The sequence below is a fragment of the Vibrio sp. YQ_11 genome (assembly GCF_043103065.1).
Taxonomy (GTDB): Bacteria; Pseudomonadota; Gammaproteobacteria; order Enterobacterales; family Vibrionaceae; genus Vibrio; species Vibrio parahaemolyticus.
Window position 1 is genome coordinate 26,887 of record NZ_JBICJM010000053.1, and the last position, 26,500, is coordinate 53,386.

24 protein-coding genes are annotated in these 26,500 nt (G+C 47.1%); 9 read left to right on the forward strand and 15 right to left on the reverse strand.

The genetic code is table 11. From position 1 onward, the window contains the following. Positions 1–110 precede the first annotated feature (110 nt). The 3 genes from ACF8EG_RS24915 to aspA all read right to left on the reverse strand — a co-directional run bounded on the left by ACF8EG_RS24915 (position 111) and on the right by aspA (position 5,047). Positions 111–1,952: a protein-disulfide reductase DsbD gene (locus ACF8EG_RS24915; protein WP_069507444.1), complete on the reverse strand. Its 1,842-nt coding sequence runs from the start codon at positions 1,950–1,952 to the stop codon at positions 111–113. Between the two features lie 160 nt (positions 1,953–2,112). After that, the gene (locus ACF8EG_RS24920) at positions 2,113–3,420 is read right to left on the reverse strand and encodes an anaerobic C4-dicarboxylate transporter (RefSeq protein ID WP_005457503.1); all 1,308 of its coding nucleotides are present in this window, start codon (positions 3,418–3,420) and stop codon (positions 2,113–2,115) included. Between the two features lie 175 nt (positions 3,421–3,595). After that, entirely contained in the window at positions 3,596–5,047 is a 1,452-nt protein-coding gene (gene aspA / locus ACF8EG_RS24925) for an aspartate ammonia-lyase (RefSeq protein ID WP_005460458.1), read from the reverse strand. A 459-nt stretch (positions 5,048–5,506) separates the two neighbouring features. On the opposite strand from aspA, the gene ACF8EG_RS24930 reads away from it, so the two are divergent. Next, on the forward strand, positions 5,507–6,025 hold the full coding sequence (locus ACF8EG_RS24930) for an FxsA family protein (RefSeq protein ID WP_025501248.1): 519 nt from the start codon (positions 5,507–5,509) through the stop codon (positions 6,023–6,025). 70 nt (positions 6,026–6,095) lie between these two features. Here the strand turns inward: ACF8EG_RS24930 and trmL are convergent, their stop codons facing one another. The 4 genes from trmL to ACF8EG_RS24950 all read right to left on the reverse strand — a co-directional run bounded on the left by trmL (position 6,096) and on the right by ACF8EG_RS24950 (position 9,460). Next, positions 6,096–6,575 carry a tRNA (uridine(34)/cytosine(34)/5-carboxymethylaminomethyluridine(34)-2'-O)-methyltransferase TrmL gene (gene trmL / locus ACF8EG_RS24935; RefSeq protein WP_005460447.1) on the reverse strand — a complete coding sequence of 160 codons (480 nt, stop codon included), beginning with the start codon at positions 6,573–6,575 and terminating at the stop codon, positions 6,096–6,098. A 111-nt stretch (positions 6,576–6,686) separates the two neighbouring features. Beyond that, positions 6,687–7,295, reverse strand: a complete 609-nt coding sequence (locus ACF8EG_RS24940) for a superoxide dismutase (protein ID WP_043037722.1) — start codon at positions 7,293–7,295, stop codon at positions 6,687–6,689. A 72-nt stretch (positions 7,296–7,367) separates the two neighbouring features. Next, positions 7,368–8,771, reverse strand: a complete 1,404-nt coding sequence (cpxA, locus tag ACF8EG_RS24945; protein WP_392419851.1) for an envelope stress sensor histidine kinase CpxA — start codon at positions 8,769–8,771, stop codon at positions 7,368–7,370. After that, positions 8,771–9,460: a response regulator gene (locus ACF8EG_RS24950; RefSeq protein ID WP_031850879.1), complete on the reverse strand. Its 690-nt coding sequence runs from the start codon at positions 9,458–9,460 to the stop codon at positions 8,771–8,773. Before ACF8EG_RS24950 ends, cpxA begins: the two co-directional genes overlap by 1 nt. A 190-nt stretch (positions 9,461–9,650) precedes the next feature. Between ACF8EG_RS24950 and ACF8EG_RS24955 the strand changes: the two genes are divergently transcribed. From ACF8EG_RS24955 to pfkA, 3 genes are all read left to right on the forward strand, one after another. Continuing rightward, the gene (locus ACF8EG_RS24955) at positions 9,651–10,163 is read left to right on the forward strand and encodes a CpxP family protein (protein ID WP_005487153.1); all 513 of its coding nucleotides are present in this window, start codon (positions 9,651–9,653) and stop codon (positions 10,161–10,163) included. A 115-nt stretch (positions 10,164–10,278) separates the two neighbouring features. Further along, a complete protein-coding gene (gene fieF, locus ACF8EG_RS24960) occupies positions 10,279–11,187 on the forward strand; it encodes a CDF family cation-efflux transporter FieF (RefSeq protein ID WP_069507445.1) in 909 nt (302 codons plus the stop codon). A 284-nt stretch (positions 11,188–11,471) separates the two neighbouring features. Beyond that, positions 11,472–12,434 (forward strand): 6-phosphofructokinase, encoded by a 963-nt coding sequence (gene pfkA / locus ACF8EG_RS24965; protein WP_005460467.1) that lies wholly within the window; start codon positions 11,472–11,474, stop codon positions 12,432–12,434. Positions 12,435–12,528: 94 nt separating this feature from the next. Here pfkA and ACF8EG_RS24970 read toward each other — a convergent pair whose 3' ends face one another. After that, a complete protein-coding gene (locus tag ACF8EG_RS24970; protein ID WP_069507446.1) occupies positions 12,529–13,911 on the reverse strand; it encodes an MATE family efflux transporter in 1,383 nt (460 codons plus the stop codon). Positions 13,912–14,140: 229 nt separating this feature from the next. Between ACF8EG_RS24970 and ACF8EG_RS24975 the strand changes: the two genes are divergently transcribed. The 3 genes from ACF8EG_RS24975 (at position 14,141) to ACF8EG_RS24985 (ending at position 17,014) form a co-directional block, all read left to right on the forward strand. Next, positions 14,141–14,431: a co-chaperone GroES gene (locus ACF8EG_RS24975; protein ID WP_005381516.1), complete on the forward strand. Its 291-nt coding sequence runs from the start codon at positions 14,141–14,143 to the stop codon at positions 14,429–14,431. A 77-nt stretch (positions 14,432–14,508) separates the two neighbouring features. Continuing rightward, positions 14,509–16,152 carry a chaperonin GroEL gene (gene groL / locus ACF8EG_RS24980; RefSeq protein ID WP_005482180.1) on the forward strand — a complete coding sequence of 548 codons (1,644 nt, stop codon included), beginning with the start codon at positions 14,509–14,511 and terminating at the stop codon, positions 16,150–16,152. Between the two features lie 298 nt (positions 16,153–16,450). Beyond that, entirely contained in the window at positions 16,451–17,014 is a 564-nt protein-coding gene (locus ACF8EG_RS24985) for a VC2662 family protein (RefSeq protein ID WP_005457036.1), read from the forward strand. Between the two features lie 82 nt (positions 17,015–17,096). Here ACF8EG_RS24985 and ACF8EG_RS24990 read toward each other — a convergent pair whose 3' ends face one another. The 3 genes from ACF8EG_RS24990 to epmB all read right to left on the reverse strand — a co-directional run bounded on the left by ACF8EG_RS24990 (position 17,097) and on the right by epmB (position 20,789). Next, positions 17,097–17,594, reverse strand: coding sequence for an MgtC/SapB family protein (locus ACF8EG_RS24990; RefSeq protein ID WP_005482203.1), 498 nt, complete (start codon positions 17,592–17,594; stop codon positions 17,097–17,099). A 250-nt stretch (positions 17,595–17,844) separates the two neighbouring features. Then, positions 17,845–19,059 (reverse strand): alanine racemase, encoded by a 1,215-nt coding sequence (gene alr / locus ACF8EG_RS24995; protein WP_079859015.1) that lies wholly within the window; start codon positions 19,057–19,059, stop codon positions 17,845–17,847. 707 nt (positions 19,060–19,766) lie between these two features. After that, positions 19,767–20,789 (reverse strand): EF-P beta-lysylation protein EpmB, encoded by a 1,023-nt coding sequence (gene epmB, locus ACF8EG_RS25000; protein ID WP_069507447.1) that lies wholly within the window; start codon positions 20,787–20,789, stop codon positions 19,767–19,769. 33 nt (positions 20,790–20,822) lie between these two features. Between epmB and efp the strand changes: the two genes are divergently transcribed. Together efp and ACF8EG_RS25010 are read left to right on the forward strand one after the other, a co-directional pair. After that, positions 20,823–21,389, forward strand: coding sequence for an elongation factor P (gene efp, locus ACF8EG_RS25005; RefSeq protein ID WP_005456976.1), 567 nt, complete (start codon positions 20,823–20,825; stop codon positions 21,387–21,389). 268 nt (positions 21,390–21,657) lie between these two features. Continuing rightward, the gene (locus tag ACF8EG_RS25010; RefSeq protein ID WP_005456928.1) at positions 21,658–23,061 is read left to right on the forward strand and encodes an SPFH domain-containing protein; all 1,404 of its coding nucleotides are present in this window, start codon (positions 21,658–21,660) and stop codon (positions 23,059–23,061) included. 101 nt (positions 23,062–23,162) lie between these two features. Here the strand turns inward: ACF8EG_RS25010 and frdD are convergent, their stop codons facing one another. Genes frdD through frdA form a run of 4 tightly spaced genes read right to left on the reverse strand, consistent with a single transcriptional unit; the run spans position 23,163 to position 26,477 of the window. After that, positions 23,163–23,540 (reverse strand): fumarate reductase subunit FrdD, encoded by a 378-nt coding sequence (frdD, locus tag ACF8EG_RS25015; protein ID WP_005456924.1) that lies wholly within the window; start codon positions 23,538–23,540, stop codon positions 23,163–23,165. Positions 23,541–23,551: 11 nt separating this feature from the next. Next, positions 23,552–23,935 (reverse strand): fumarate reductase subunit FrdC, encoded by a 384-nt coding sequence (gene frdC, locus ACF8EG_RS25020; protein WP_005496468.1) that lies wholly within the window; start codon positions 23,933–23,935, stop codon positions 23,552–23,554. A gap of 2 nt (positions 23,936–23,937) precedes the next feature. Beyond that, positions 23,938–24,678 (reverse strand): succinate dehydrogenase/fumarate reductase iron-sulfur subunit, encoded by a 741-nt coding sequence (locus tag ACF8EG_RS25025; RefSeq protein WP_069507448.1) that lies wholly within the window; start codon positions 24,676–24,678, stop codon positions 23,938–23,940. Next, positions 24,678–26,477 carry a fumarate reductase (quinol) flavoprotein subunit gene (gene frdA, locus ACF8EG_RS25030; RefSeq protein ID WP_025631616.1) on the reverse strand — a complete coding sequence of 600 codons (1,800 nt, stop codon included), beginning with the start codon at positions 26,475–26,477 and terminating at the stop codon, positions 24,678–24,680. Before frdA ends, ACF8EG_RS25025 begins: the two co-directional genes overlap by 1 nt. Positions 26,478–26,500: the final 23 nt, after the last annotated feature.

The following is a 26,500-nucleotide window of genomic DNA, read 5'->3' on the forward strand; positions in this document are numbered from 1 at the left end:
GAACCAAATCGACTTTTATTAGGAAAATTGCATATAGCCGCATTTTTCTCATTCAAATCTGTGCAACAAAAAACGCCAGCGAAAATCGCTGGCGTTTGAATGATGTGATATCAGAATCGATTGATGTGCTCTAAGAAAGGCTCGGCTTGCATAAAACCAGTTAAACGAGCGTTTGAAACGTGTTCGCCTTTCGCATCCCAGAATTCGATGGTCGGCAAACCCAGCACGTTCATGTGTTTGAGTAGCTCAATATCTTGCACTTGGTTTTTGGTGACATCCGCTTGCAGCAACACAAAGTCTTGCAGCTTGGCTTCGACTTTTGGATCGTGGAAGGTGTACTTCTCAAACTCTTTACACGCTACACACCAGTCGGCGTAGAAGTCGAGCATGACAGGTTTACCTGCTGCTTTCGCCTGCGTCAGTTGCTCTTCAAGCTCGGCCACATTAGCAATGCGAGTAAAGCTAACCGTTGTTTGCTGTGCTTGGGTTTCGTGATTGCCAAACCAATAATTCAGTGCTGGTTGCGCGGAGGCGAACAAACCGAGGACGGCAATAATGCCAATTGCGCTTTGCTTCCAGCCACCAAATTCCAAGCTGTTTTTGATGTGATACAACCAACCAAATGCCGCGATACCGAGCGCAGACCACAACGCCGTCGACCATATTTCTGGCAAGATGCGCTCAAGCAAGAAGATTGGAGCTGCCAGCAGAATGAAACCAAATAATGTCTTCACGCGGTCCATCCAACCGCCGGCTTTTGGCAGCAATTTGTTGCCAAATACCGCTACGAGAATCAGCGGAATACCCATACCCATCGCCAGTGCGTAAAGCGCAATACCACCAGTCAGCAAGTCACCACTTTGTGCAACGTAGAGTAGTGCGCCCGACAGAGGTGCTGTGGTACACGGTGAGCACACCAGACCTGAGATCGCGCCCATCGCGAATACGCCTGCGCTGCTGCCGCCTTGCTGTTTGTTGCTCAGGTTGTTTAGCCACGTTTGTACACTGCTTGGCAATTGCAGGGTGTACACACCAAACATGGAGAGTGCCAACGTGACGAATAAGATACTCAAACCAATCAACACATATGGGTGTTGCATCGCCGCTTGGAACTGCATGCCCGCTGATGCCACCACTAAGCCGAGAAGAGTGTAAGTCAGCGCCATGCCTTGCACGTAAACTAGGGATAAACCCAGAGCGCGGCGTTGGCTGAGTTTCCCACTGCCAAGTACGATGCTGGTCAAAATTGGGTACATTGGCAGAACACATGGCGTAAACGCTAAGCCTACACCGAGAGCTAAAAATAGCAGCGGAGTCCACCAATTGTCAGCAAGGTTCGCCGCGAGGCTGTCTTGCTCAGTGACTGGTGCTGGAGCGTTGTTTGATGACACTGACGTGCTCACCGTTGGTGATGTCGTGCTTGTTTGGTTATTGTTCGCTGTTGATTGAGTTGGTTTTGTTGCGACTGCGGAATCAGCAATGGAAGCCGTAAAAGCGTCAATTGGAATGATGCGAGTTTCTGGCGGGTAGCAGAATCCAGCCTTTGCACAGCCTTGATATTGCACGATCACGCGTGCGCCTTCTTGCCACTCATCAAGCGGTACATTCACAAATAAAGGCGTGGTGTAGATATGCACATCACCGAAAAATTCATCTTTATGTGGCGTGCCGTTTTCCATTTGCAGTTCGCCCAGAGAGATGTTTTCACCAGACACAGACAAGCGCTCTTGATACAGGTAGTAGCCGTCTCGTACCTGCCAATCGAGCATCAACTTGTCGTCTTGTTGGTAGAAGTTAAATGGGAACGCTTGGTCGACCGGAACAAAGCTGTCGTTGTTGTTACCAAAGCTGTTATTCTGGCTATTGTTAAACTGGTCTTTGCCAAATAAAGCCAAAGACGGAGTGGAAAAGGTAATGAGCCCTAAGAGTAAAACGGAAAGTAATGCGCGCATAAAAGGTTCAATTCATCTTAGATAATTGCCGTTAGTGTAACTCAATCAGACCCGCAGGCGAGTTAATAAGTTTCATCCAAGTGAAGATTTGTTAAGCAATACTCAAGGCGCAGAAAAGAAAAAAGGGAGCCGAAGCTCCCCGAGTAAGACTCTGTTTCTACTAGATCAGTAGACCACCGAATGCGAAGCCAAGTGCTACCGCTGATGCGATGGTGACCACGCCTGGAACGAAGAACGGGTGGTTAAATACGTACTTACCGATACGAGTTGAACCCGTGTCGTCCATCTCAACCGCAGCTAGTAGCGTTGGGTAAGTTGGTAGTACGAATAGCGCACTTACTGCTGCGAAAGACGCAACCGCTGTTAGTGGCGCTACACCGATTGCAAGTGCTGCAGGCATAAGCGCAACGGTAGTTGCACCTTGAGAGTAAAGCAGCATAGACGCGAAGAATAGAACAAGTGCTAGCATCCATGGGTAGTCAGCTAGTAGTGCACCAGCCACTTCTTTGATGCCATCAACGTGCGCGTTAACGAACGTAGAACCTAGCCATGCCACACCAAGAACACACACACACGCTGTCATACCAGAGCGAAATGTCGCTGCTGCTGGGATTTTGCCAGCATCAATTTTACAGCTCATTACGATCGCCGCGGCTGCTGCCAGCATTACCGTCATGATTGCTTCGTTACGACCCAGTGCTGGGTTCTCGATTAGACCCACAGAACCAGAGATAGCCGCTGCGTAGCACACGACGAAAGCGATAGCGCCAAGGAAGATGAACGTCGCTTTTTTCGCCGTTGGTAGGATTTCGCGTTTTGCTTCTGTGTTTAGCTTGATTAGGCCTTTCTCTAGACGCTCTTGGTATTCAGGATCGTCTTTTAGCTCACAGCCCATGAAGTTCGCAACGAATGCACCGATCATACAAGCGATGAACGTGGTTGGAATACAGATTGCAAGTAGCGTTAGGTAATCCACACCAAACGGATGCAACATTGCAGCAAACGCCACAACTGCCGCTGAAATTGGAGAAGCTGTGATAGCGATTTGCGATGCCACAACCGCTATAGACAGTGGACGAGAAGGACGAACGCCTTGGCCTTTCGCTACTTCTGCAATAACCGGTAGCGTAGAGAATGCTGTGTGACCTGTACCCGCCATTAGTGTCATTAGGAATGTCACGATTGGCGCGTAAAAGGTGATGCGCTCAGGGTGTTTACGCAAAAAGTCTTCCGCAACTTGTACCATCCAATCCAAACCACCAGCCACTTGCATTGCTGCGATAGCCGTGATTACAGACATGATGATCAAAATTACGTCAACAGGAATGTACGCTTGGCTTGTCGGGACACCCAAGATCAAAGACAACGCAATGACCCCAGCACCACCGGCAAAACCAATGCCGATACCGCCGATTCTTGCCCCCAAATAGATGAAGAGCAGAACCACGAAGAGTTCGACCATGACCATATTGATACCTCTTTAGTTTTTTATTTGATTCTGATTTTTTGAACACTCAGGAACAGGAGTAAATGTTCAGAGAATCAGAACCCAGCGGCCTACGGCAATAAAAGCTTATTAAAAATGTGGTTACCGTGAAAAAGCCTAAAAAAGGGGCCTGGATGGCCCCCCTTAGCTTCAATGCTTACTCGTAGCGTTTCGCTTTGTAAGTAGGATGCATGAAGTTTTCAACTGTTAAGATTTCATCAAGTTCTTCTGCAGTTAGCAGGCCGCGCTCAAGTACGACTTCACGAACACTCTTACCAGTTTCTGCACAAATCTTACCGACAATGTCACCTTCGTGGTGGCCAATGTATGGGTTTAGGTAAGTTACGATACCGATTGAGTTGTAAACGTAGTTCTCACAGATTTCTTTGTTTACAGTGATGCCGTCGATACATTTATCACGTAGGTTCACACACGCATTGTGTAGTAGAGAGATAGACTCAAACATGCTTTGTGCGATAACCGGTTCCATTACGTTGAGCTGTAGCTGACCGCCTTCTGCTGCGAAAGAAACCGTGTTGTCGTTACCTAGAACTTTGAAACAAACTTGGTTTACTACTTCTGGGATAACTGGGTTTACTTTCGCTGGCATGATTGAAGAACCTGCTTGCATTTCAGGTAGGTTCAACTCGTTTAGACCCGCGCGAGGACCAGAAGAAAGTAGACGAAGGTCGTTACAGATCTTCGATAGTTTCACTGCTAGACGTTTTAGCGCGCCGTGAGTCATTACGTATGCACCACAGTCAGAAGTCGCTTCGATTAGGTCTTCTGCAGGCACAACGTCAAGGCCAGTTACTTCTGCTAGGTGTTTCACTGCTAGAGCTTGGTAACCAGTTGGAGTGTTAAGACCAGTACCGATTGCGGTTGCACCTAGGTTGATTTCTAGTAGGAGTTTAGATGTGTAATCTAGAGCACGAATCTCTTCGTTTAGCGTTACAGCCCAAGCGTGGAACTCTTGACCAACAGTCATTGGTACCGCGTCTTGAAGCTGAGTACGACCCATCTTCAATACGTCTTTGAATTCAGTTGCTTTAAGATCGAATGCGCCTTTTAGGTATTCAATCGCTTCCATTAGTTTGTGTACGCTGTTGTAAACCGCGATACGGAAACCAGTTGGGTACGCACAGTTAGTAGATTGGCTCTTGTTAACGTGGTCGTTCGGGTTGATGAACTCGTATTGGCCTTTTTCTTTGCCCATCAGTTCAAGTGCAACGTTCGCGATAACTTCGTTAGTGTTCATGTTAACGGAAGTACCCGCGCCGCCTTGGAATACGTCTGAAGGGAACTGATCCATACACTTGCCTGTTTCTAGGATCAAATCACACGCTTCTAGGATGTAGTTAGCAACTTCTTTAGGAATAGCGCCAAGTTCTTTGTTCGCCAACGCCGCTGCTTTCTTCGTCATCACCATGCCGCGTACGAACTCAGGTACGTCAGAAATAGTTACGTTAGAGATGTTGAAGTTTTCGATCGCACGTAGGGTATGAATGCCGTAGTACGCATCAGCAGGGACATGACGTTGACCTAATAGATCTTCTTCAATACGAGTGGCTTGGTTTGCTGTTTTTGGAGCATCAGATAGGGTAGCCATAGCAGGATCCTTAGATGATAATTCTGATAATAAAGTTATTTATTAGCCATTTCTGCAATCTAGAATCCATTCATCAGAATTTTTGGCTGGAAAATCCGTCCTGACTTATGTGGCACATCATACTGCACCTAGCGCATAAAAATAGTAACTAGATCACCTTTTTCGCTTTTCATGAGTCAATAATTTGCAAAGTATGAACGGGTTATTAATAACCCTTTGTGGGTATTCAATTTTCCTCGACAAACATGGTTTTTTAGAGTTCGAAATTGGCACTTTTCAAGCACGAAAAAATCGGTATGCGCACAAATGCAACGTATAAATGTATAGCGTGTTTTCGCAAAGTTTGCCTGTGTGTTCGCCTGAATAAAAAAGCCATGAGTATGAACACGCTTTTTTACAACGATTCGTTTGAGGTTACTTGGCTTTTACCATTACACTGAATTAAACAAAGGAGGGCGTGTGTTTCCTATCTTATTATTGGCGTTTATTTTCGTCCCAATCATTGAAATTGGCTTATTTATTCAGGTGGGGGGCTTTTTAGGTCTCTGGCCAACCATCGCATTAGTGCTGATCACGGCATTTGTCGGCGCGTCATTAGTGCGCAGCCAAGGTATTCAAACCTTGATGTCTGTTCAGGGCCGTCTTGAACAAGGCGAAATTCCAGCACAGCAAATTTTTGAAGGTGTGATGCTAGCGGTTGCCGGTGTGCTATTGCTGACTCCCGGCTTTATGACCGACGCGTTGGGTATGGTGGTATTGCTGCCTGCGCCGCGTGCCGCGATTGCGAAATATTTGATGAGCAAGATGGTCGTCAAAACCATGCATGGTGGTGGCTTCCAAGGTGGTTTCTCAAACCAAGGGCCATTTGAGCAAGATCCGTTTCATCGTGACCCGTTTGATTCTCGCTCGGACAACGGCAACACCTTCGAAGGTGAATTTGAGCGTAAAGACGACGATGATCGTAACAAGCTCAACTGATTGAATCAGTGAATCAAGAAAACAAAAGGGCGCATTCCGCGCCCTTTTTTGTGCCTGGAATTCGTTGAGCTTACAACGCCCCTTCAAAGCCCATTTGACGCCAGGCTTCAAAAGCAATGATCGCAACGGCATTCGAAAGGTTCAGGCTGCGCGCGTCTGGCATCATTGGGATGCGAATACGCTGTTCCATTGGCAAGCCTTCAATGATCTCTGCTGGTAGGCCGCGAGTTTCAGGACCAAACATCAACACATCACCTGCTTGGTATTGCGCATCAACGTGGTGACCTGTGGTTTTGGTGGTGCAAGCAAACAGACGGTAATTGCCTTGCTTTTCTTTATCGAGATATTCCAAGAATGCTTGATAGTTCTTATGACGCGTTACGCGAGCCAAATCGTGATAATCCAATCCTGCGCGGCGGACTTTTTTCTCTTCCAGATCGAAACCCAGCGGTTCAATCAAATGCAGATTTGCACCGCAGTTGGCACAAAGTCGAATGATGTTGCCGGTATTCGGCGCGATTTCTGGTTCGTATAAAGCGATATCAAACATGGTATTGAAATAGAGTTGGTCAAAGAGAGGGGCAGTATATACTCAAGTGCAGCGACTTGGGTACAAAAGAGGGCTTGGCGCTTACCAACCTTACCCCTTCATCGTTAGCGGTTACACGAGCGCGCGAGCGTAGTTCTCTTCGACGGCGCGCCAGTTCACCACATTCCACCAAGCGTCGATGTATTCTGGTCGACGGTTCTGATAACTGATGTAGTACGCGTGCTCCCACACATCTAATGCAAGGATAGGCTCGCCGCGTACATCGGCCACGTCCATTAACGGGTTATCCTGATTGCTGGTGGAGGAGATGTGGATGTCGCCATCTTTCACAACTAACCATGCAAAGCCAGATCCAAACGTATTAACGGCTGCTTGAGCGAATTCGTCTTTGAACTTTTCGAAGTGACCAAACTTGTCGTTGATGGCTTGCGCAAGTGCGCCTTGTGGTTCACCGCCGCCTTCTGGCGACATGCAATTCCAGTAAAGGATGTGGTTGTAGTAGCCGCCGCCATTGTTGCGAATGGCTGGGCTATGTTGCGAAACGGCTGCGAAGATTTCGTCTAGCGATTGTGTTTCAAGCTCACTGCCTTGCACGGCGGTGACGAATTTATCGAAGTAAGTTTTGTCGTGTTTGCTGTAATGCACTTCCATGGTTTTTGCGTCGATGTATGGCTCTAACGCATCGTATGGGTAAGGCAGAGCGGGAAATGTATGCGACATAGTAAATCCTCCTTAATCGGAGGATTTACTCTAATGTTAATGAAAATCATTATCAACTAAGATCTTGTAGGGTTATTTGCCTACTTTAACTAAAGGCAACGTGATGGAGACGCGTAAACCTCCCAGTGGGCTGCGGCTCGCGACTATCGTACCGCTGTGCTGACGAATCGCACTTTCGGTGATGGTTAACCCTAATCCTGTGCCGCCAGAGTGACGATCACGAGCAGTAGACACACGATAAAATGGACGGAAAATCGCTTCTAACTCTTCATCCGGCACACCATCACCGTTGTCATCGACGGTAATCGTCAGTGTGTCAGTCTTGTCTTGAATGTCTATCTGCACTTCATCTTTTCCGTAATAAATCGCGTTGCGGATGATGTTTTCTACCGCGCTCATCAACAGTTTTGGGTTGCCTGAGATATGTCGCTCAGGGATCTCTGAATAGCGGAGTGTTTTACCCATTTGCTCGGCTTCAAACTGCGCATCTTTAATGATCTCTTCCCACAAACTTTCTATTGGCTGTGTCTCGCGTGTCATGTGGCTGTTCACCTGCATGCGCGAGAGCTCAAGCAATTCGCTGATCATCTGCTCAAGGCGCTGCGCTTCGGTATCAATGCGAACCAATTCAGGGCTGTCACCCTGTTTGCGCGTTGCTAATGCACTGGCCATGCGCAAGCGAGTGAGTGGCGAGCGTAATTCGTGAGAAATGTCCGACAGTAAACGCTGCTGACCTGAAATCATCTGAATCACCGCTTCGACCATTTGGTTGAAGCTGCTGCCCGCTTGACGAAATTCTGCGGTGCCTTTTTCAAGGTTCGGATCGATGACGAACTCACCTTTTGCTACTCGCTGCGCGGCGGCTTCAAGGCGTCGTGCGGGTTGGCTCAGCGCCCAAGCAAGCCACAGCAGTAATGGCGTGCTCACCAGCATGACGGCCAACAGTAACTGGAATGGGTGGTCGAAGAGACGTAGCAGCAGCGGTGGTGGCTCGTTCCATTTAAAGCCAACGTACATCAGCAGTTCAGAGTCGGCCAGAACGATTGGCACAGGGCCGGCAATCATATAGCGGCCATAAAGTCTCTGTTTTGGCTTGTTGTAATCTTCAATACTGGTGACAAAGTTTTGCATCGCACGCAGTTGGAAGTTGCTGCGCTTATCGGTGGTTAAGACGTTGCCGTTGTAATCCGAAAAGAACACTCGTGGTCGTGGGTCATGCTTCCCTGCGCGATTGCCCTCTACGCGGAACAAAATGCGTCCTAGATCGGTTTCTTTGCTGTACTTGTTTTGAATGGCATCACGCGTTTCAATGATCCGCTGATAATGCTCGTCTGGGATGTCGCGTGCTTTCCTTGGATCCAAATGTGGCAGTGATAGCACGGCTATCAACACCAACAGCATAGTGAACCAAAAGATGGCAAAGATGCGTCCATACAAGCTATTAATCTTTGGCAGTTTGATGCGTGATAGGCGCATTAATCCTCCTCAAGCAGCATATAGCCGCGACCACGTAGGGTTTTGATGCGCGGTTTGCCATTGCTTTGGTCGGGCAGCTTTTTGCGTAAGTTCGACACGTGCATATCGATTGCGCGGTCAAAGGCCGCCAGTCGTTTACCTAGTACGTCGAGGCTCAACGTCTCTTTGGTGAGTACGTGTCCTGGGTTTTGGACAAAGTGGGTCAACAGCGCGAACTCGGTTGCGGTTAGATCCAGCAGTTGTTGATCGCAGTAAGCCTCTTGCTTGCCCGGATACAGGCGCAACTCTTGGTACTCAATACAATCGCTATTTTTGCCGTTTTTCTGCGTGTTACTGGTGCGACGTAAAATCGCGCGAATACGAGCGAGCAGCTCTCGGTCGCTGAAAGGTTTTGGTAAGTAGTCATCTGCGCCGAGCTCTAAACCGATCACTCGATCAATCTCTTCACCTTTGGCGGTCAACATCAACACGGGGGTTTCCCAGTTCTCTCGCAGACGCTTCAGCGTTTCCATACCATTCAATTTTGGCATCATTACATCCAGTAGGATGAGGTCGATACCGCTGTTGATTGCGGCAAGGCCGGCTTCACCGTCGTTTGCTTCACTGACTTCGAATCCTTCGAAGCTGAGCACCTCTTTTAATAGGCTTGTCAGTTCTATGTCGTCATCAATTAAAAGAATGTTTGCCATCGGGGCACCTTTGGTCAGTTACCGTTTACTTAATATTACATTGGATTGATGTGCGACGAAGAGGGCAAAAATCACTCTTTACGATTCTTTACGCTCCCTATACGCCGCTTTACCTAGCGAGTCGTATTCTATACTCAAGCGCTGTGAGAACAGCCCAGAAGAATCACTCACTTGTGTAAGGAATCGAATTATGAAATCTGCAAAAAAACTTGTGTTAGCTGCTGTTGTTCTACCTCTAACTTTAGGCACTGCGAGTGCATTCGCATTTGGCGGTAAAGATCACCACAAAGGCCCACGTGATGAATGTGGTATGGGTATGGACCGTGGCATCATGCGCGATTTGAACTTAACTGACGCACAAAAAGACCAACTGCAATCTTTCCGTGATGCAAACCGTGCGGAAATGAAAGGCAAATATTCACAAAACCGCGAAGCACGCATGGCAGAGCGCCAAGCGCATCACGCGAAAATGCAGTCTCTATTGCTAGCGGATACGTTCGATGAAGCGCAAGCCACTGCTCTAGCGAAAGAGATGGTTGAGCGCCAAACTGAGCACCGCGTGAAAATGCTGGAGAGAAAACACCAAATGTTGAGCGTGCTGACTCCAGAGCAAAAAGCTGAATTTGTAAAACTGCAAAACGAGCGCATGCAAGAATGTGGTGACCAAATGCAACAACGCATGGGAAAACACCGCAATAATTAAGTCATGATCCGATGATATATATGAAGAGGCAGCCACCGGTTGCCTCTTTTTGATCTGGCGATTTCACGCGCATTCAACGTATACTCAAAATACGGTTTGAGTTAACTCTTTGATTATGAAACAGCAATATGCACGCTTAGTCACGACGGCAGCTTGGACAGCAACCATAGTGGCGACGCTTCTTCTCATTGTAAAAGTCATCACATGGTGGGTGACGGGATCGGTCAGCCTATTGGCATCGCTTATTGATTCGATGCTGGACATCGCCGCTTCAGTGGTGAATTTGGTGGTGGTTCGCTATTCGCTGCAACCAGCCGACAGAGAACACACTTTTGGGCATGGTAAGGCCGAGTCTCTCGCTGCGTTGGCACAGGCGATGTTTATCTCCGGTTCTGCGGTATTTTTGATCCTCAACGGTATCGATCGTTTCTTCAGACCACACGAGCTGAACGCGCCGGAGCTGGGTGTGTATGTCTCCTTGTTTGCGATGATGGTGACGTTTGGTTTGGTCGTGTTCCAGAAACGCGTGGTGCGCATCACGGGCAGCCAAGCAATCGCGGCAGATTCGTTGCACTACCAAACGGATTTATACATGAACGGGGCGATCATGGTCGCGCTTGGGCTCAGCTATTTTGGTGTAACGCAAGCGGATGCGGTCTTCGCGATTGGTATTGGTATCTTCATTCTTTACAGCGCCTTCAAAATGGTCAGCGAAGCGATTCAAACGTTGCTCGACAGAAAGCTGCCCGATGAAGAGCTTGAGCAAATTAACCAAGCTTGTTTGAGCGTGAAAGGCGTGCTGGGCGTACATCAGTTGCGTACCCGTATGTCTGGGCCAACACGTTTTATTCAATTGCATTTGGAATTGGATGACAACTTGCGTTTAATTGAGGCGCATTATATTGCCGATAAAGTGGAAGATAACTTATTGGCATTGTTCCCAGAAGCGGATGTATTGATCCATCAAGATCCGTTGTCGGTGGTATTTGGGCCAGAAAAAGAGCAAAAAGCACAAGATTGGTAAGAGTCGAAAAAACGTTTTGATCTTAACGACAAACAAGCGCTTATTGACTATCTTTCCATCAATGCTTATTAAGATTCGTGATCCTGATGTGAATCAACAAAGTTTCAAAGAGAAACTGTAATACTCTTACATAAGTAGAAAAGTTACATAAAAAAGTGCGTTTTAATTGGTATTCCTGTAGAGGAAATGTAACATAACGCACAGTTCTGGATTATGCAGGTTGCTTGGTAACAAGGGGCCTAAAAGAAAATTAAATAATTGATTGCCAAAGATCGAGGGTGAGCATGATTAAGAAGATCGGTGTTTTAACAAGTGGCGGTGACGCACCTGGTATGAACGCTGCTATACGCGGCGTAGTACGTACAGCACTATCCGAGGGATTGGAAGTTTTCGGTGTGTACGACGGCTACCTAGGCCTATACGAAGGCCGCATCGAGAAGCTAGATCGTTCTAGCGTTTCAGATGTGATCAACAAAGGTGGTACGTTCCTAGGTTCTGCACGTTTCCCTGAATTTAAACAAGTGGAAGTGCGTGAAAAAGCGATCGAGAACCTAAAGAAACATGGTATTGATGCGCTAGTCGTGATCGGTGGCGACGGTTCGTACATGGGTGCGAAGAAACTGACTGAAATGGGTTACCCATGTATCGGTCTTCCAGGCACAATCGATAACGATATCGCTGGTACTGACTACACAGTGGGCTACCTAAGTGCACTAAACACAGTTATCGATGCAATCGACCGTCTACGTGATACTTCTTCATCTCACCAACGTATTTCAATTGTAGAAATCATGGGCCGTCACTGTGGTGACCTAACTCTGATGTCTGCAATCGCGGGTGGTTGTGAGTACATCATCACTCCAGAAACAGGTCTAGACAAAGACAAGCTGATCAGCAACATCCAAGACGGCATCGCAAAAGGTAAGAAACACGCAATCATCGCGCTTACTGAGCTAATGATGGATGCAAATGAACTGGCTCGTGACATTGAAGCGGCTACAGGTCGTGAAACTCGTGCAACAGTACTTGGTCACATCCAACGTGGTGGTCGTCCAACTGCATTTGACCGCGTTCTAGCATCTCGCATGGGTAACTACGCTGTTCACCTACTGCTTGAAGGTCATGGCGGTCGTTGTGTCGGTATCGTGAAAGAGCAACTTGTTCACCACGACATCATCGATGCGATCGAAAACATGAAGCGTCCAGTGCGTAACGATCTATACAAAGTTGCTGAAGAACTGTTCTAAGCAAGCTTGAAATAGATAAAGAAAAACCGCGGCTTTCCGCGGTTTTTTTGTATTTGAGTATCAGCGAAAGGAAGCTGATGTATCGGGTAGAATCTTACGAAGCGCCGTTTTGTTCAATCAGCGTCAATTTACGTTCGCGCAATGCGAACATGTAACCCAGTAGCCCACCTAGTGTGTTGCCCAGCGCAATACCGATGAACAAGCCTTCAATGCTGTACATTTGGCTGCCAACCCATGCAGCAGGCAACGTAAACACGAATAGACGCATGAAGCTCCATTGGAAAGCGCGTAGCGGCTTGTGCATCGCATTCAGCCCACTCACCAACATCATCACAATACCTTGGAAACCATAGCTAAATGGAACCACGAGTAGATAGTGCCAAAGCAGATTCTTCACAGTTTCTTCTTGTGAAAATAACGCCGCTAAAGGAATGCTCAATGGCACCATCATCAAGAAGATAAACCCTTGGAAAACCACTGCAAAACGCATGCTGAGAAACAAACCAGAGAAAGCGCGCTGAGGATTTTTTGCCCCTAAGTTCTGCGCCATAAATGGCGTGAGTGCGGAGGTTAGCGACATCAACACTAAGATCAGAATCGACTCAATACGCTGCGCAGCGCCGTAAGCTGCCACCGCTGCCGTGCCGTGGCTAGATAGCAGCATCATCAAAATCGCGCCCGACAACGGATTCATCGCATTGGATAGCGCTGCAGGGGTGCCAATTTTTAACGTCTGTTGCCAATCTTGTTTCAATGAGGCCCATTGAGGTTGTGCGAGCAGTTTTTCGCGTTTCACCAACACATAGAAAGAGCCGCACAAAGCGCCTAGCCAACTAAAGGCACTCGCTATAGCTGCGCCTTGAATGCCAAGTTCTGGGAAGGGGCCGTAACCGAAAATCAGTAGTGGATCGAGCATGCCGTTGATCAGACCGGCCAACATCATGATCTTAGCGGGTGTCTTAGTGTCGCCAGTGGCACGAATCGCACTGTTGCCCGCCATTGGAATCACCAACAGTGGAATGGTGAGATACCACACCTGCATGTATTGTTCGATGAGTGGAATCAGATCGTCGGTCGCGCCAAGGAAACGAAACAGTGGCGCAATGGTAGCAAAGCCAATAGAAGAAGCGATAGCGACGAGCAACACCGCCAACAGCAAACCGTGAGTCGTAAATCGCGCCGCTTGTGGAGCGTGACCTTGACCAAGTAAGCGGCCAATGTTGGTCGATAGCCCCATCCCGATCCCCATCGTGATGCAGTTAACCGCAAAGGTGACAGGAAACGTGTAGCTGATTGCCGCCAGGGCATGCGTCCCCAACAACGAGATAAAAAACGTATCCACCAAGTTAAACATCAAAATTGCGATCATGCCCATGGTCATGGGGATGGTCATCTTGCGCAGTGTTTCGGGAATGGGCGCGCTCAGCAAACCATGCTTATCTGTCGCGTGGCTTTCTGGCTTGTTCTTTTCCAGCATGTTGAACATCTATCTGGTGGGCAAACTGCAAGGATACAAGAAAGCGAGAAGCTGGGCGAGTGAGCATTTCGCACGCAAACCGTTGCTTAGCTGTTCGTTATTTTAACTAAGTCACAAAAAAAATACGTCTCCCCCTTGGGATTACTCGTTTGACCCCTTATATAGGGATCACGTGCCCCAACGCGGGCAATTATCAAATAAACATGGAAATTTTCAGGAGAGACGACCGATGAACATTCGTCCATTACATGACCGAGTTATCGTTGAACGTAAAGAAGTTGAATCTAAGTCTGCTGGTGGCATCGTTCTTACTGGTTCTGCTGCGGAAAAATCAACTCGCGGTGTTGTTCTAGCTGTAGGCAAAGGCCGCATCCTAGAAAACGGCACAGTACTACCGTTAGACGTAAAAGTTGGTGACACCGTTATCTTCGCTGAAGGTTACGGCACTAAAACTGAAAAAATCGACGGTAAAGAAGTGCTTGTCATGTCTGAAAACGACATCATGGCGATCGTTGAATAATAGCAATCATTGAGTAATTTTTTGCTCAGATTCAAATTGAAAATCAAACACAAAGAATTTTAGAAAGGAAATCAAAGATGGCTGCTAAAGACGTTAAATTTGGTAATGACGCACGAGTTAAGATGCTAGAAGGTGTAAACGTTCTGGCTGACGCAGTGAAAGTAACACTGGGTCCTAAAGGTCGTAACGTAGTTCTAGATAAATCTTTCGGTGCTCCAACCATCACTAAAGACGGTGTATCTGTAGCGCGTGAAATTGAGCTGGAAGACAAGTTCCAGAACATGGGCGCGCAAATGGTTAAAGAAGTAGCGTCTAAAGCAAACGACGCTGCGGGTGACGGTACAACAACAGCAACCGTACTAGCGCAAGCAATCGTAAATGAAGGTCTAAAAGCAGTTGCAGCGGGTATGAACCCAATGGATCTTAAGCGCGGTATCGACAAAGCTGTTGCAGCGGCAGTAGAGCAACTAAAAGAGCTTTCTGTTGAGTGTAACGACACCAAAGCAATCGCACAGGTTGGTACTATCTCTGCGAACTCTGACGCAAGCGTAGGTAACATCATTGCTGAAGCAATGGAACGCGTTGGCCGCGACGGTGTTATCACTGTTGAAGAAGGTCAGGCTCTTCAAGACGAGCTAGACGTAGTAGAAGGTATGCAGTTCGACCGCGGTTACCTATCTCCTTACTTCATCAACAACCAAGAAGCGGGCAGCGTTGAGCTAGAAAACCCATTCATCCTTCTAGTTGATAAGAAGATCTCAAACATCCGTGAGCTTCTACCAACTCTAGAAGCAGTAGCAAAAGCATCTCGTCCACTGCTAATCATCGCAGAAGACGTAGAAGGCGAAGCACTAGCGACATTGGTTGTGAACAACATGCGCGGCATCGTGAAAGTTGCTGCGGTTAAAGCGCCTGGTTTTGGTGACCGTCGTAAAGCAATGCTACAAGACATCGCTATCCTGACTGGCGGTACTGTGATTTCTGAAGAAATCGGTCTAGAACTAGAAAAAGTAACGCTTGAAGATCTAGGTCAGGCTAAGCGCGTAAGCATCACGAAAGAAAACTCAACCATCATCGATGGTGCGGGTGAAGAAGCGATGATCCAAGGCCGCGTTGCTCAAATTCGTCAACAAATCGAAGACGCAACTTCAGACTACGACAAAGAGAAACTACAAGAGCGCGTTGCTAAACTGGCTGGCGGTGTTGCAGTAATCAAAGTTGGTGCAGCGACTGAAGTTGAAATGAAAGAGAAAAAAGACCGCGTAGAAGACGCGCTACACGCGACTCGCGCAGCGGTTGAAGAAGGCGTAGTTGCTGGTGGTGGTGTTGCACTAATCCGCGCTGCATCTAAGATTGTTGACCTAGAAGGCGACAACGAAGAACAAAACGTTGGTATCCGCGTTGCGCTACGCGCAATGGAAGCGCCAATCCGTCAAATCACGAAGAACGCAGGTGACGAAGACTCTGTTGTTGCGAACAACGTGAAAGCGGGTGAAGGTTCTTACGGCTACAACGCAGCGACGGGTGAATACGGCGACATGCTAGAGATGGGTATCCTAGACCCAACTAAAGTAACTCGTAGCGCTCTACAATTTGCAGCGTCTGTCGCTGGTCTAATGATCACAACAGAAGCGATGGTAACTGACCTACCACAAAAAGAAAGTGCAGGCATGCCTGACATGGGTGGTATGGGCGGTATGGGTGGCATGGGCATGATGTAATCATCCCGCGCTATTCCAAGCCGAGTAGAACAAAAAGCCGAGGTGTGAACCTCGGCTTTTTTGCGTCTGGCGTTTACCCACTGTGTATTTTTCAGTACAGGTAAAAGAAGATGTGAATTGTGAGGGATGCGTTCCGGCAGCGTCAGTGGAAAAACAGAAAAATAACTGAGATGAATTTTTTCTAGGATAGTCAGATTGTTAAATATGACCTATTGCTAACACTTTTTGTGTCCGAATAGCGCAAAATCTGAACATTACACTATGTTGTAAATTACTGCTTACCATCATGGAGATAAAAATGAAAAAGCTTATGACGTCATTGGCTGTTGCAGCCACTATCGCATCACCTGTTGCTCTTGCGAACAGTACCCCTGTGATGTTTTCAACGATCGACCATACTAACGCTCCATCAAACTCTGCTGTTGGTGGTGTTCGTTTGGCGGTACTGCATGGCCAAGTAAACGAAGTAAAAGGCGTCGACTTCTCAGTTCTAGGTATGTCTGAAACTGACCGTACTACGGGTGTGAACTTCGGTCTGTTCTTTGGGGCAGCGAAAGTAAACCAAGAAATGAAAGGTGCGTCACTTGGTTTGGTTAACTGGAACCAAGGCCAAACAACCGGTGTGAACTTTGGTGCGGTAAACATCACGAACAACGTGAAAGGCCTAAACTGGAGTGCGGTGAACTACTCAGAAGGTTACACCATGGCAGACGTTGGTCTGGCGAGTATTTCTAAAAAGTCTAACTTCCAACTTGGTTTTTTCAACATGACAGACCAAATCGATGGCGTGCAAATTGGTCTGTTGAACTGTGCGGATAACGGCTTCTTCAAATGTTTCCCTATCATCAACTTCGCTAAATAATCTTAGCGAAAGCCAGATACCAAAAAGCCCGCGATGTTCGCGGGCTTTTTTATTGGAAAATTGAAACAGGCCAACCATTCTCTTATTTGATCAAGCGAGAGGAGGTTTTGCGCTGCTGAATTTTTTGATGAACACCGCGACGTAACGCCTTGATACGGTTTTCAGCTTTATCCACGCCAAGCAGAACGCTCAACGCAAGCAAGGTAATCACGACCGATTGCATTAAGTAACCGAGGCCGATCATCAAACCAAGCCCAGCCAGTACCCAAATGACGGCTGCCGAAGTGACGCCATGGATTTTGCCATCCAGCGTCATCATCACGCCAGCACCCAAGAAGCCGACGCCAGTAATTATCTGACCAAGCACACGAGCTTGGTCGAGCGTGTTTGGTGATAACGACACTGCCATCGACATAAACAGGTAGGTGCCTGAAATAATGAGAATTGCTGTGCGAATACCTACTGGTTTACCACGGGTTTGGCGTTCTATGCCAATCATTAACCCATTGATGGCACAGCAAAATAGGGCAGGCCAACTGAATGGGCCAAGATCGAAAATTTGTTCGAATGTTGTATGCATCTTGACCTCCAAAGCAGCGGAGTATGCATAGACTTATCCTGCAAAGCGAACAAAAAGGATCGTTCGTGTCGACAAATTTACATTGAACATCTGCTTCTGGTTTGGAGCGCGACGATGAGCCAAATGGTGAGCAAAAACGATCAAATTGGCGATGATCTTATTTTATCGTTTTGATGGAATGATTTTATTAAACAATAGACATAAAAAAGGCCAGTATGAGACTGGCCTTGGTGATTATTGCACTTGCCATTTAACGGTAAACGCGAGGGTTAGTTGCACCCCAGATAGTGTAGTGCTCAGGCAGAATACGACCGCTTTTCTCTTCGGTTTCTTCTGCTGTGATTTCTTCAAAGCCTTGGCGGCCAAATACAACTACTTCGTCGTTTGCCTGAACACCAATGATGTCAGTGACATCAACCATAGTAGTGTTCATTGACGCTTTACCCATTACGCGAGCACGCTGACCGTTGATCAGAACGTCAGCTTTGTTGCTTAGTGAACGGGCGAAACCGTCTGAGTAGCCGATAGGCAGGTTAGCCAGGATAGAGTCACGCTCTAAAACTTTAGTGCTGCCGTAGCCGATTGTGCTGCCTGCAGGGAAGAAGTGCAGTGATGCTACGCGTGTTTTGAAAGACACGATGCGCTCGTAAGGTAGGGTTGCAGGGTAATCACCGTACAGCATGCCGCCAGGACGAACCATATCCAGATGTGCTTCAGGAAGATTTAGCGTGATGTAAGAGTTAGCCACGTGCAGTGTGATGTCTTTACGTTTCAGACCTGCGCTGTCCATTAGCCACTTTGTTTCTACTTTGAAACGGTCAACCTTGCGGCGGATTTCATCAAGACCTTCATTCGGGAAGTGGGTCATCATACCTACGATTTTTAGGTTAGGATCGCTTGCGATTTCTACACCTTCAACCTGACCTTCATACGTTGTCAGATCCAGACCATTACGACCCATGCCTGAAGTATTCAGAGCAAGGTGAACAGGAATAACGGTATTGTAGTTGTATGCAATCTCGATGATTTGATCCGCCTGCATCTTAGTGCCAATCAGCTCTTCGATTTCGTACTGTACGCCGTTTTCAATTTCGTTGCGGCTAGCCGCACGGACACGCATGATCTTGCCTTCGAAGCCGTGCTCACGCACTACGCGAGCTTCTTCATTACTGGTGATACCTACACATGCAACGTTGTTCGCGATGATGCTAGGCATCAGGCCTGCGATACCGTTACCGTACGCGTCAGCCTTCATGATGGCACAGATCTGAGTGTTGCCCTTTAGCTCCTTCTGAAGCAACTGAATATTATTTGAAAATGCCTGAGTATCAATTTCTAGCCAAGCGTTGCTCGCCTGAACGCGCTCTTCGCGCTCGCTGTCATCAAAATCAACTAGCAGAGGAGCGGCATGTGCGGCTGTTTGGCCCATCAGAGCCAGTGCAGTTAGGCTAAGTTTCAGTTTCAAAGGATATCTCCTGTTATGAGTTTTTTCTTCTTGTTGGTTGAAGTTAAAGTGTAAATAGATGTACAACGTCGCGTAGCGCAGTAGCTTTGCGTTTCCGCTCTTCAACCCCTTGTTGTGCGTCCTTAGTAGATAATCGGTTTTCTTCGGCACTGTTGTTCAGTGCGGCAAGATTGAATGATAAGTGTTCGCAGGAAGAGTTCTCTCTTTGACCGATTCAGTCCTCTCTTCCATGCTTTGGCAACGGTTGAGATTTCGCTGCGTAAACCGTTAAGTGAGGCGTTGGCCTGGTCGACAGAATGCTTGATTACATCCCGAATCATCGGTGTCAGCTAGGTAATGGTTGCCGCAATACTTTCTGGTGGACGGGTTAACTTTCCGCAGGGCTGCCTTAAAGGCGATGAAGGCATTTACCATTGCGTAGACTTCACGTTTACTGGCTACCGTTCTTAACGTCTTTCATCTTCAGTTTGGTTGAATATGGATGTCGTAAACTCGACCATTTTTCATCACAATAGTGTGATTTTCATTCCATATTTTGTGTCGCAAATAATCTAGGCGGCAGAGACTACATGAGACTTAAATGTTTTAGAACGGTTTGGTGTCTTTTTTATTGAGTTTTCTGAAAATAAACAAAAATCAGAGAGAAATCGTAAGATTTTGCGTCTCGACCGACACAAAATCTCATGATTTGTAGGAGTTATAGATGGTTATGCGAGGTGTAGGTCGAGCGGCGTTTTGCTTTTTCGGCCGCCGATTTCACGGGTGAGGGTCGGGATCAGGTAGCCAGAGACGTTTTCTAATAAGCCTGCCATTAGTTGTCGGGCTCGTTCGTCATCGACCATAAAGTGGGCCGCTCCCTGGACTTTGTCTAGCACGTGCAAGTAATACGGCAGGATCCCAGCATCGAACAGGGCCTCGCTGAGCTGGCTCAGGGCATCAACGGAATCATTAACGCCTCTTAGTAAAACTCCCTGGTTTAGCAGGGTGACATTGGCTTCTTTTAGTTTTTTCATTGCCTGGCGCAGCTCATCGTTAATCTCATTAGCATGGTTGATGTGCGTAACCAGGATAATTTGCAAGCGTGACGCTTTTAGCAACTGACACAGCTCATCTGTGATTCGAGCTGGGATCACTACAGGCAAACGGCTGTGAATGCGCAGACGTTTGATGTGCGGAATCTTAGCAATGTGTTCCAGCAGCCAATGAATCTCATCGTCTTTTGCCATTAATGGATCACCGCCAGAGAAAATTACCTCATTGAGCTCTGGTTTTTCCGCCATGTATTCGATGCACTGGCTCCAAGCTTGTTTGCCGCTCTTGTTCTCTTGATATGGGAAGTGACGACGGAAGCAATAACGGCAATTCACCGCACAGCCGCCTTTGAGGATCATCAGCACTCGGTTTTTGTATTTATGCAGCAATCCCGGGATCGCATTGTCTTGTTCGTCAAGAGGATCATTGGAATAGCCTGCATGCACTTCAAACTCGTCACTCAAGGGTAAAACCTGACGCAAAAGAGGGTCTTTAGGATTGCCTTTTTCCATCCTATCGACAAAACTTTGCGGTACACGCTGTGCAAACAGCTTGCGTGCGGCAAACCCGTCTTGCCACGGTGAGGGATCTATTTCCAGTATTTCGAGCAATTTTGCAGGATCAGAGATCCCATTCGCCAACTGTTTGAGCCAGTTTTGCTCAACAGAATCGACTTTTCGGGTTATTATGTGCGGCATTGGAATTTAGCTCTAAGAATGTAAGAGGAAAAAATGGCTACAGTTAGCACCAATGAATTTAAAGGCGGTCTTAAGTTAATGCTTGATAATGAGCCTTGTGTAATTCTGGAAAACGAATACGTTAAACCAGGTAAAGGCCAAGCGTTCAACCGCGTGAAAATTCGTAAACTTCTTTCTGGTAAAGTGCTAGAGAAAACATTCAAGTCTGGTGACACTTGTGAAGTGGCAGACGTAATGGATATCGACCTAGATTATCTATATTCAGACGGCGAATTCTACCACTTTATGAACAATGAAACGTTCGAACAGATCGCAGCTGACGCGAAAGCGGTAGGTGAAAACGCTAAGTGGTTGGTAGAAAACAACACTTGTATGATCACTCTTTGGAACGGTAACCCAATTACCGTTACTCCACCAAACTTCGTTGAGCTAGAAGTTACAGATACTGATCCAGGTCTGAAAGGTGATACTCAAGGTACTGGTGGTAAACCAGCTACACTAGCAACTGGCGCTGTTGTTCGTGTTCCACTATTCATCGCAATTGGCGAAGTGATCAAAGTTGACACTCGTACTGGTGAATACGTAGGTCGTGTGAAGTAATTAATACTTCTCTGAGAAAGGTCGCTTCGGCGGCCTTTTTTATTGCCCGCAATTTCCCTTTTCTACTGCTTTTCAGCGAAATACGAAGCTCACCGCATATTCTTATCTATTTTGTATTATTCGTAAAAATCGCATTAATTTCATGAATCTTTCGATTATTTCTTAATGTAACAATTTGATACATTAACACCTGTTGTCAGCGAGTTGCTTAGCAGCTTGATTTTCATCGATTTAACTCAATGACAACCGAAATAATAAGGAGAAAAACATGGAAAGCAGAAGCTTAGGACAAGGCTTAAAAGTAGAAGAACGACGTCAGTTGCTTCATCGCGGGATAAAAGCTGCATTGATTGGTGTGCCTTTATTGGCTGTAGGTTTAACGATCAACAGTTCGGTTTTGATGACAGATGCTGGCTATAGTTATGTGCATCAAAACAACATCACTGGTGAGTTGGATGTGTTTACTGAACCTGGTATTCATTTCCGGATGCCGTTTCTATCCAAAATCACTAAGTACGATCAAGTGATCACTGTGTCTTTTGGTAATAGCAAGGGTGAAGACTTTTACCAACGTCTTGATTCGGTTCAAGTTCGTTTCGCTGATACCTATATTGGTCAAATTCCGGTGACGTTCCGCTTTAAATTGAGTAACGATCCAGAAGCTCTAAAAAAGATGCATCGTGAGTTTCGCAATAACAACAACTTGATCGACGCACTGCTTGTGAAAAATGCGCGTAACGTGACAGTGATTACCGCCACGCAATACACCGGAGAGGAGTTTTTCCAAGGTGGTTTGAACCAGTTCAAATCGAAACTTGGTGATCAGTTGCGAGAGGGAATTTATCTTACAGAGCGACGTCAGGTTGAAGTGGAAGAACTGGACCTTGCGCCTGTTGGGGCGAATCAGGCTAACGCGAACCAATTGCAACGTACCAATCAGCTGGTTTGGAAAACCGTGCCAGTCGTAGACAAAACCGGGCAACCGATTCGTCAAGATAACCCGTTGCAACAATACGGTATTCAGGTAACGCAGGTGACCATTGGTGATCCACAACCAGAGAAACAGCTCGACCAATTGCTGGCGGATAAAAAGCGTTTAGTGGCAGATCGCATTCGTGCGATTCAGGAACAAGAAACGTCGAAAGCACAGGCGGAAACGGAGCAGTTGCGAAAAGAAATTCAACGTACTCGTGAAGTGCAAGATGCACAGCGTCAGAAAGAGTTGGCGATTATTTCACAGCAAAAAGAGGTCGAGGTTGCGCGCCAAATCGCGGAACGTGAAATCGTCGAAGTGGAAAAAACCAAACGACTTGCAGAAGTTGAGAAAGAGAAAGAGTTGGCAATTGCCGAGGCTAACTTAGCGATTCAAAAAGCAAACGCACTTTCCGCAGAGTTTGAAGCGAAAGCGATATTAGCGAAAGGTCGCGCAGAATCTGAAGTTCTAAAAGGTAAGTATGCGGCGTTAGGAGCAAACCGTGAAGTTTACTTGGCGGAATTGAATCGAGACGTAGCGAACTCGTTGTACAACAACTTGCAAAACTTCCAAGTTCAGATGCCACAAAACTACATCGGTGGAAGTGACGAAACGGGCTTGAAAACGAACTTAGATGTGATTACTGGCTTTGGTGCGCTGGGTCTTATGGACCAAACAAAGAAGGTCACACAGCAATAAGATCATGGGTGGTCAAAAGCTTAAAAAGCAAAAAGATCATTGGTAACCCAAAGCAATAAAAAAGCTGGCATTGAGCCAGCTTTTTCTTTTGGGTCAGTCTCTTAAATCATGAAGATAAAGATAACTGCTAGTGCAGTGATTAAGCCTGCAAATGCGTAACATGCTACTTTACCAATCACACCTGTGTGGAATTTAAGGTCATGCATGCCGTGGTGTACACGGTGCATTGCATGCCACATTGGCAATGCTAGCGTGCCAATGATGAATAGCGCACCGATGATGCTGGTTGCGAATGCAGAGACACGCTCGTAGCTCATCGCTTCTGCGTCAATCACGCCTAGTGGTACCAAGATACCTAGCACAAGAACAGTGATTGGCGTCAGCATCGCGAACCAAGTACCGCCCGCACCAAACAGACCCCACCAGATTGGCTCATCAGAACGTTTTGGTGATGTGTTTACACTATAATTCGGTTTCATTGCTCAGCTCCTTACACCACGATGAGAACGATCAGTGAGATGAACGCAACAGCGGCCCACTGAGTCAATACGATGATTTTCTTGTCCACTGGTTTGCCTTTCAAACGAATTGGCATTACTTGTGGCATCATGCTGAAGAAAGTTTGAGCGTGGAATAGGCTACCTAGCAGCGCAACGATGTTGATTGCGACTACGACTGGGTTCGCCATGAACGCTAACCAACCTTGCCAAGCTTCAGGACCTTTCACCAAGCAACCTAAACCGAAAGTTAGGAACAGAGTGAATAGGATCAAAGGAAGCACAGTCGCTTCACGTAGCATGTAGAAGCGGTAGAAAGGATGGTTCTTCCACCAAGTGCGTTTTACTTCACGAACGTAAGGTTTACGGTTGCTCATCCTTATGCCTCCTGAGGTTTCAACATAGCAATCACGAAGTCCATAGAAGACTCCACTTTGCCTTGGTTTACTGCCGCTGCTGGGTCAACATTCTTCGGACAAACTTCAGAACAGTAACCAACAAACGTACAACCCCAAGCACCGTTTTCACCGTTGATAAGCTTCATGCGCTCATCTTTACCGTTGTCACGGCTGTCTAGGTTGTAGCGGTGCGCTAGTGTTAGTGCCGCAGGGCCGATGAACTCTGGGTTTAGACCAAACTGAGGACATGCTGCGTAGCACAGACCACAGTTGATACAGCCAGCGAACTGCTTGTATTTCCCCATCTGTTCTGGCGTTTGCAAGTTCGTACCGTCTTCTGGTTTACGGTCGTTACCAATGATGTATGGTTTGATTGCTTCAAGACGTTCGATAAACGGTGTCATATCAACAATCAAGTCTTTCTCGATTGGGAAGTTTGCTAGAGGCTCGATAGTCACGCCGTCTGGGTAGTCACGTAGGAAGCTCTTACAAGCAAGCTTCGGTACGTTGTTCACCATGATGCCGCAAGAACCACAGATCGCCATACGGCAAGACCAACGGTAAGACAGATCTTTGTCTAGGTGATCTTTGATGTAGCCAAGTGCGTCAAGCACAGACATGGTTTCATCGAATGGTACTTCGAATGTTTGCTTGTATGGTTCTGCATCTTTTTCTGGGTCGTAACGCAGGATGTCTACTTTTTGAATGCGATTTGCTGACATTATGCTTGCTCCTCTGCGTTCTTCTCTTCAGCCGCTGCTTTTTCTGCTGCTTCACCGTATAGACGAGCTTTTGGTTGTGACTTAGTGATGGTCACATTGCTGTAATCGATACTTGGCGCTGAATCTGGTTTGTAGAAAGCAAGTGAGTGTTTTAGGAAGTTCACGTCATCACGCTCTGTACAACCATCGTCTAGACGTTGGTGCGCGCCGCGAGATTCTTTACGTAGAATCGCAGAGTGAACCATCGCTTCTGCGACTTCTAGGCCGTAACCCACTTCGATTGCATATAGAAGGTCTGTGTTGAACACTTTACCTTTGTCTTTGATGCTGATGCGTTTGTAGCGTTCTTTCAACTCAGTGATTTTGTCGATAGTCGCTTGCATCAAATCTTCTTGGCGGTAGATACCACAGCCCGCTTCCATGGTGTGACCCATTTCTGTGCGGATCTCTGCCCAGTTTTCGTCGCCTTCTTGGTTCATCAGTTTCGCGATGCGTTCTTCAACGGCTTTTACTTGCGCGTCAATTGCCGCGTCGTTCCAGCCTTTGAATTCTGCCGCACGTTTCACTGCGTTTTCACCAGCTACGCGGCCAAATACCACGAATTCAGCCAGTGAGTTAGAACCTAGACGGTTTGCACCGTGAAGACCAACAGACGCACATTCACCAACCGCGAATAGGCCTTTAATGCGAGTTTCACAGCCGCCGTCCGTTTCAATACCACCCATGGTGTAGTGAACGGTTGGACGAATTGGAATTGGCTCTTTTGCTGGGTCCACGTTTACGTAAGCTTTTGCTAGCTCACAGATGAACGGTAGACGCTCTTGTAGGTACTCTTCACCAAGGTGGCGAAGGTCTAGGTGCACCACGTCACCCAGTGGGTGTTTGATGGTGTTGCCTTTCTGTTGTTCGTGCCAGAAAGCTTGAGAAACTTTGTCACGAGGACCCAGTTCCATGTATTTGTTCTTCGGTTGGCCAACTGGAGTTTCAGGGCCCATGCCGTAATCTTGTAGGTAACGGTAGCCGTTCTTGTTAACGATGATACCGCCTTCACCACGACAACCTTCCGTCATCAGGATACCTGTGCCAGGAAGACCTGTTGGGTGGTATTGAACGAATTCCATATCACGTAGAGGAACGCCGTGACGGTAAGCCATTGCCATACCATCGCCCGTTACGATACCGCCGTTGGTGTTACAGTGGTAAACACGGCCCGCGCCACCTGTTGCTAGAACAACAGATTTTGCTTTGATAGTAACAAGCTCGCCTTCAGACATGTGAATAGCAATCAGACCTTGAACTTCGCCTTCATCAACAAGCAGATCCACCACAAAGTACTCATCAAAACGTTTGATGTTGCTGTACTTCATTGATGTCTGGAATAGCGTATGAAGCATGTGGAAGCCAGTTTTGTCTGCAGCGAACCAAGTACGTTCAACCTTCATACCACCAAAGCGGCGTACGTTGACTTCACCGTTCTCTTTACGACTCCATGGGCAACCCCATTGCTCCATTTGGATCATTTCGCGAGTCGCGTTCTCTACAAAGTATTCAACAACATCCTGTTCACATAGCCAGTCACCACCGCCAACAGTGTCGTTGAAGTGGTTGTCTAAGCTATCTTCATCCTTGATAACTGCTGCTGAGCCACCCTCTGCAGCGACCGTGTGGGAGCGCATTGGATAAACTTTAGAAATCAGAGCGACTTCTAAGTCAGGGTTTGCTTCAGCCGCTGCAATAGCAGTACGAAGACCAGCGCCGCCTGCGCCGATGACTGCGATATCTGTGGTGATAATTTGCACAGTTATCCTCCAGTGTGTGATTG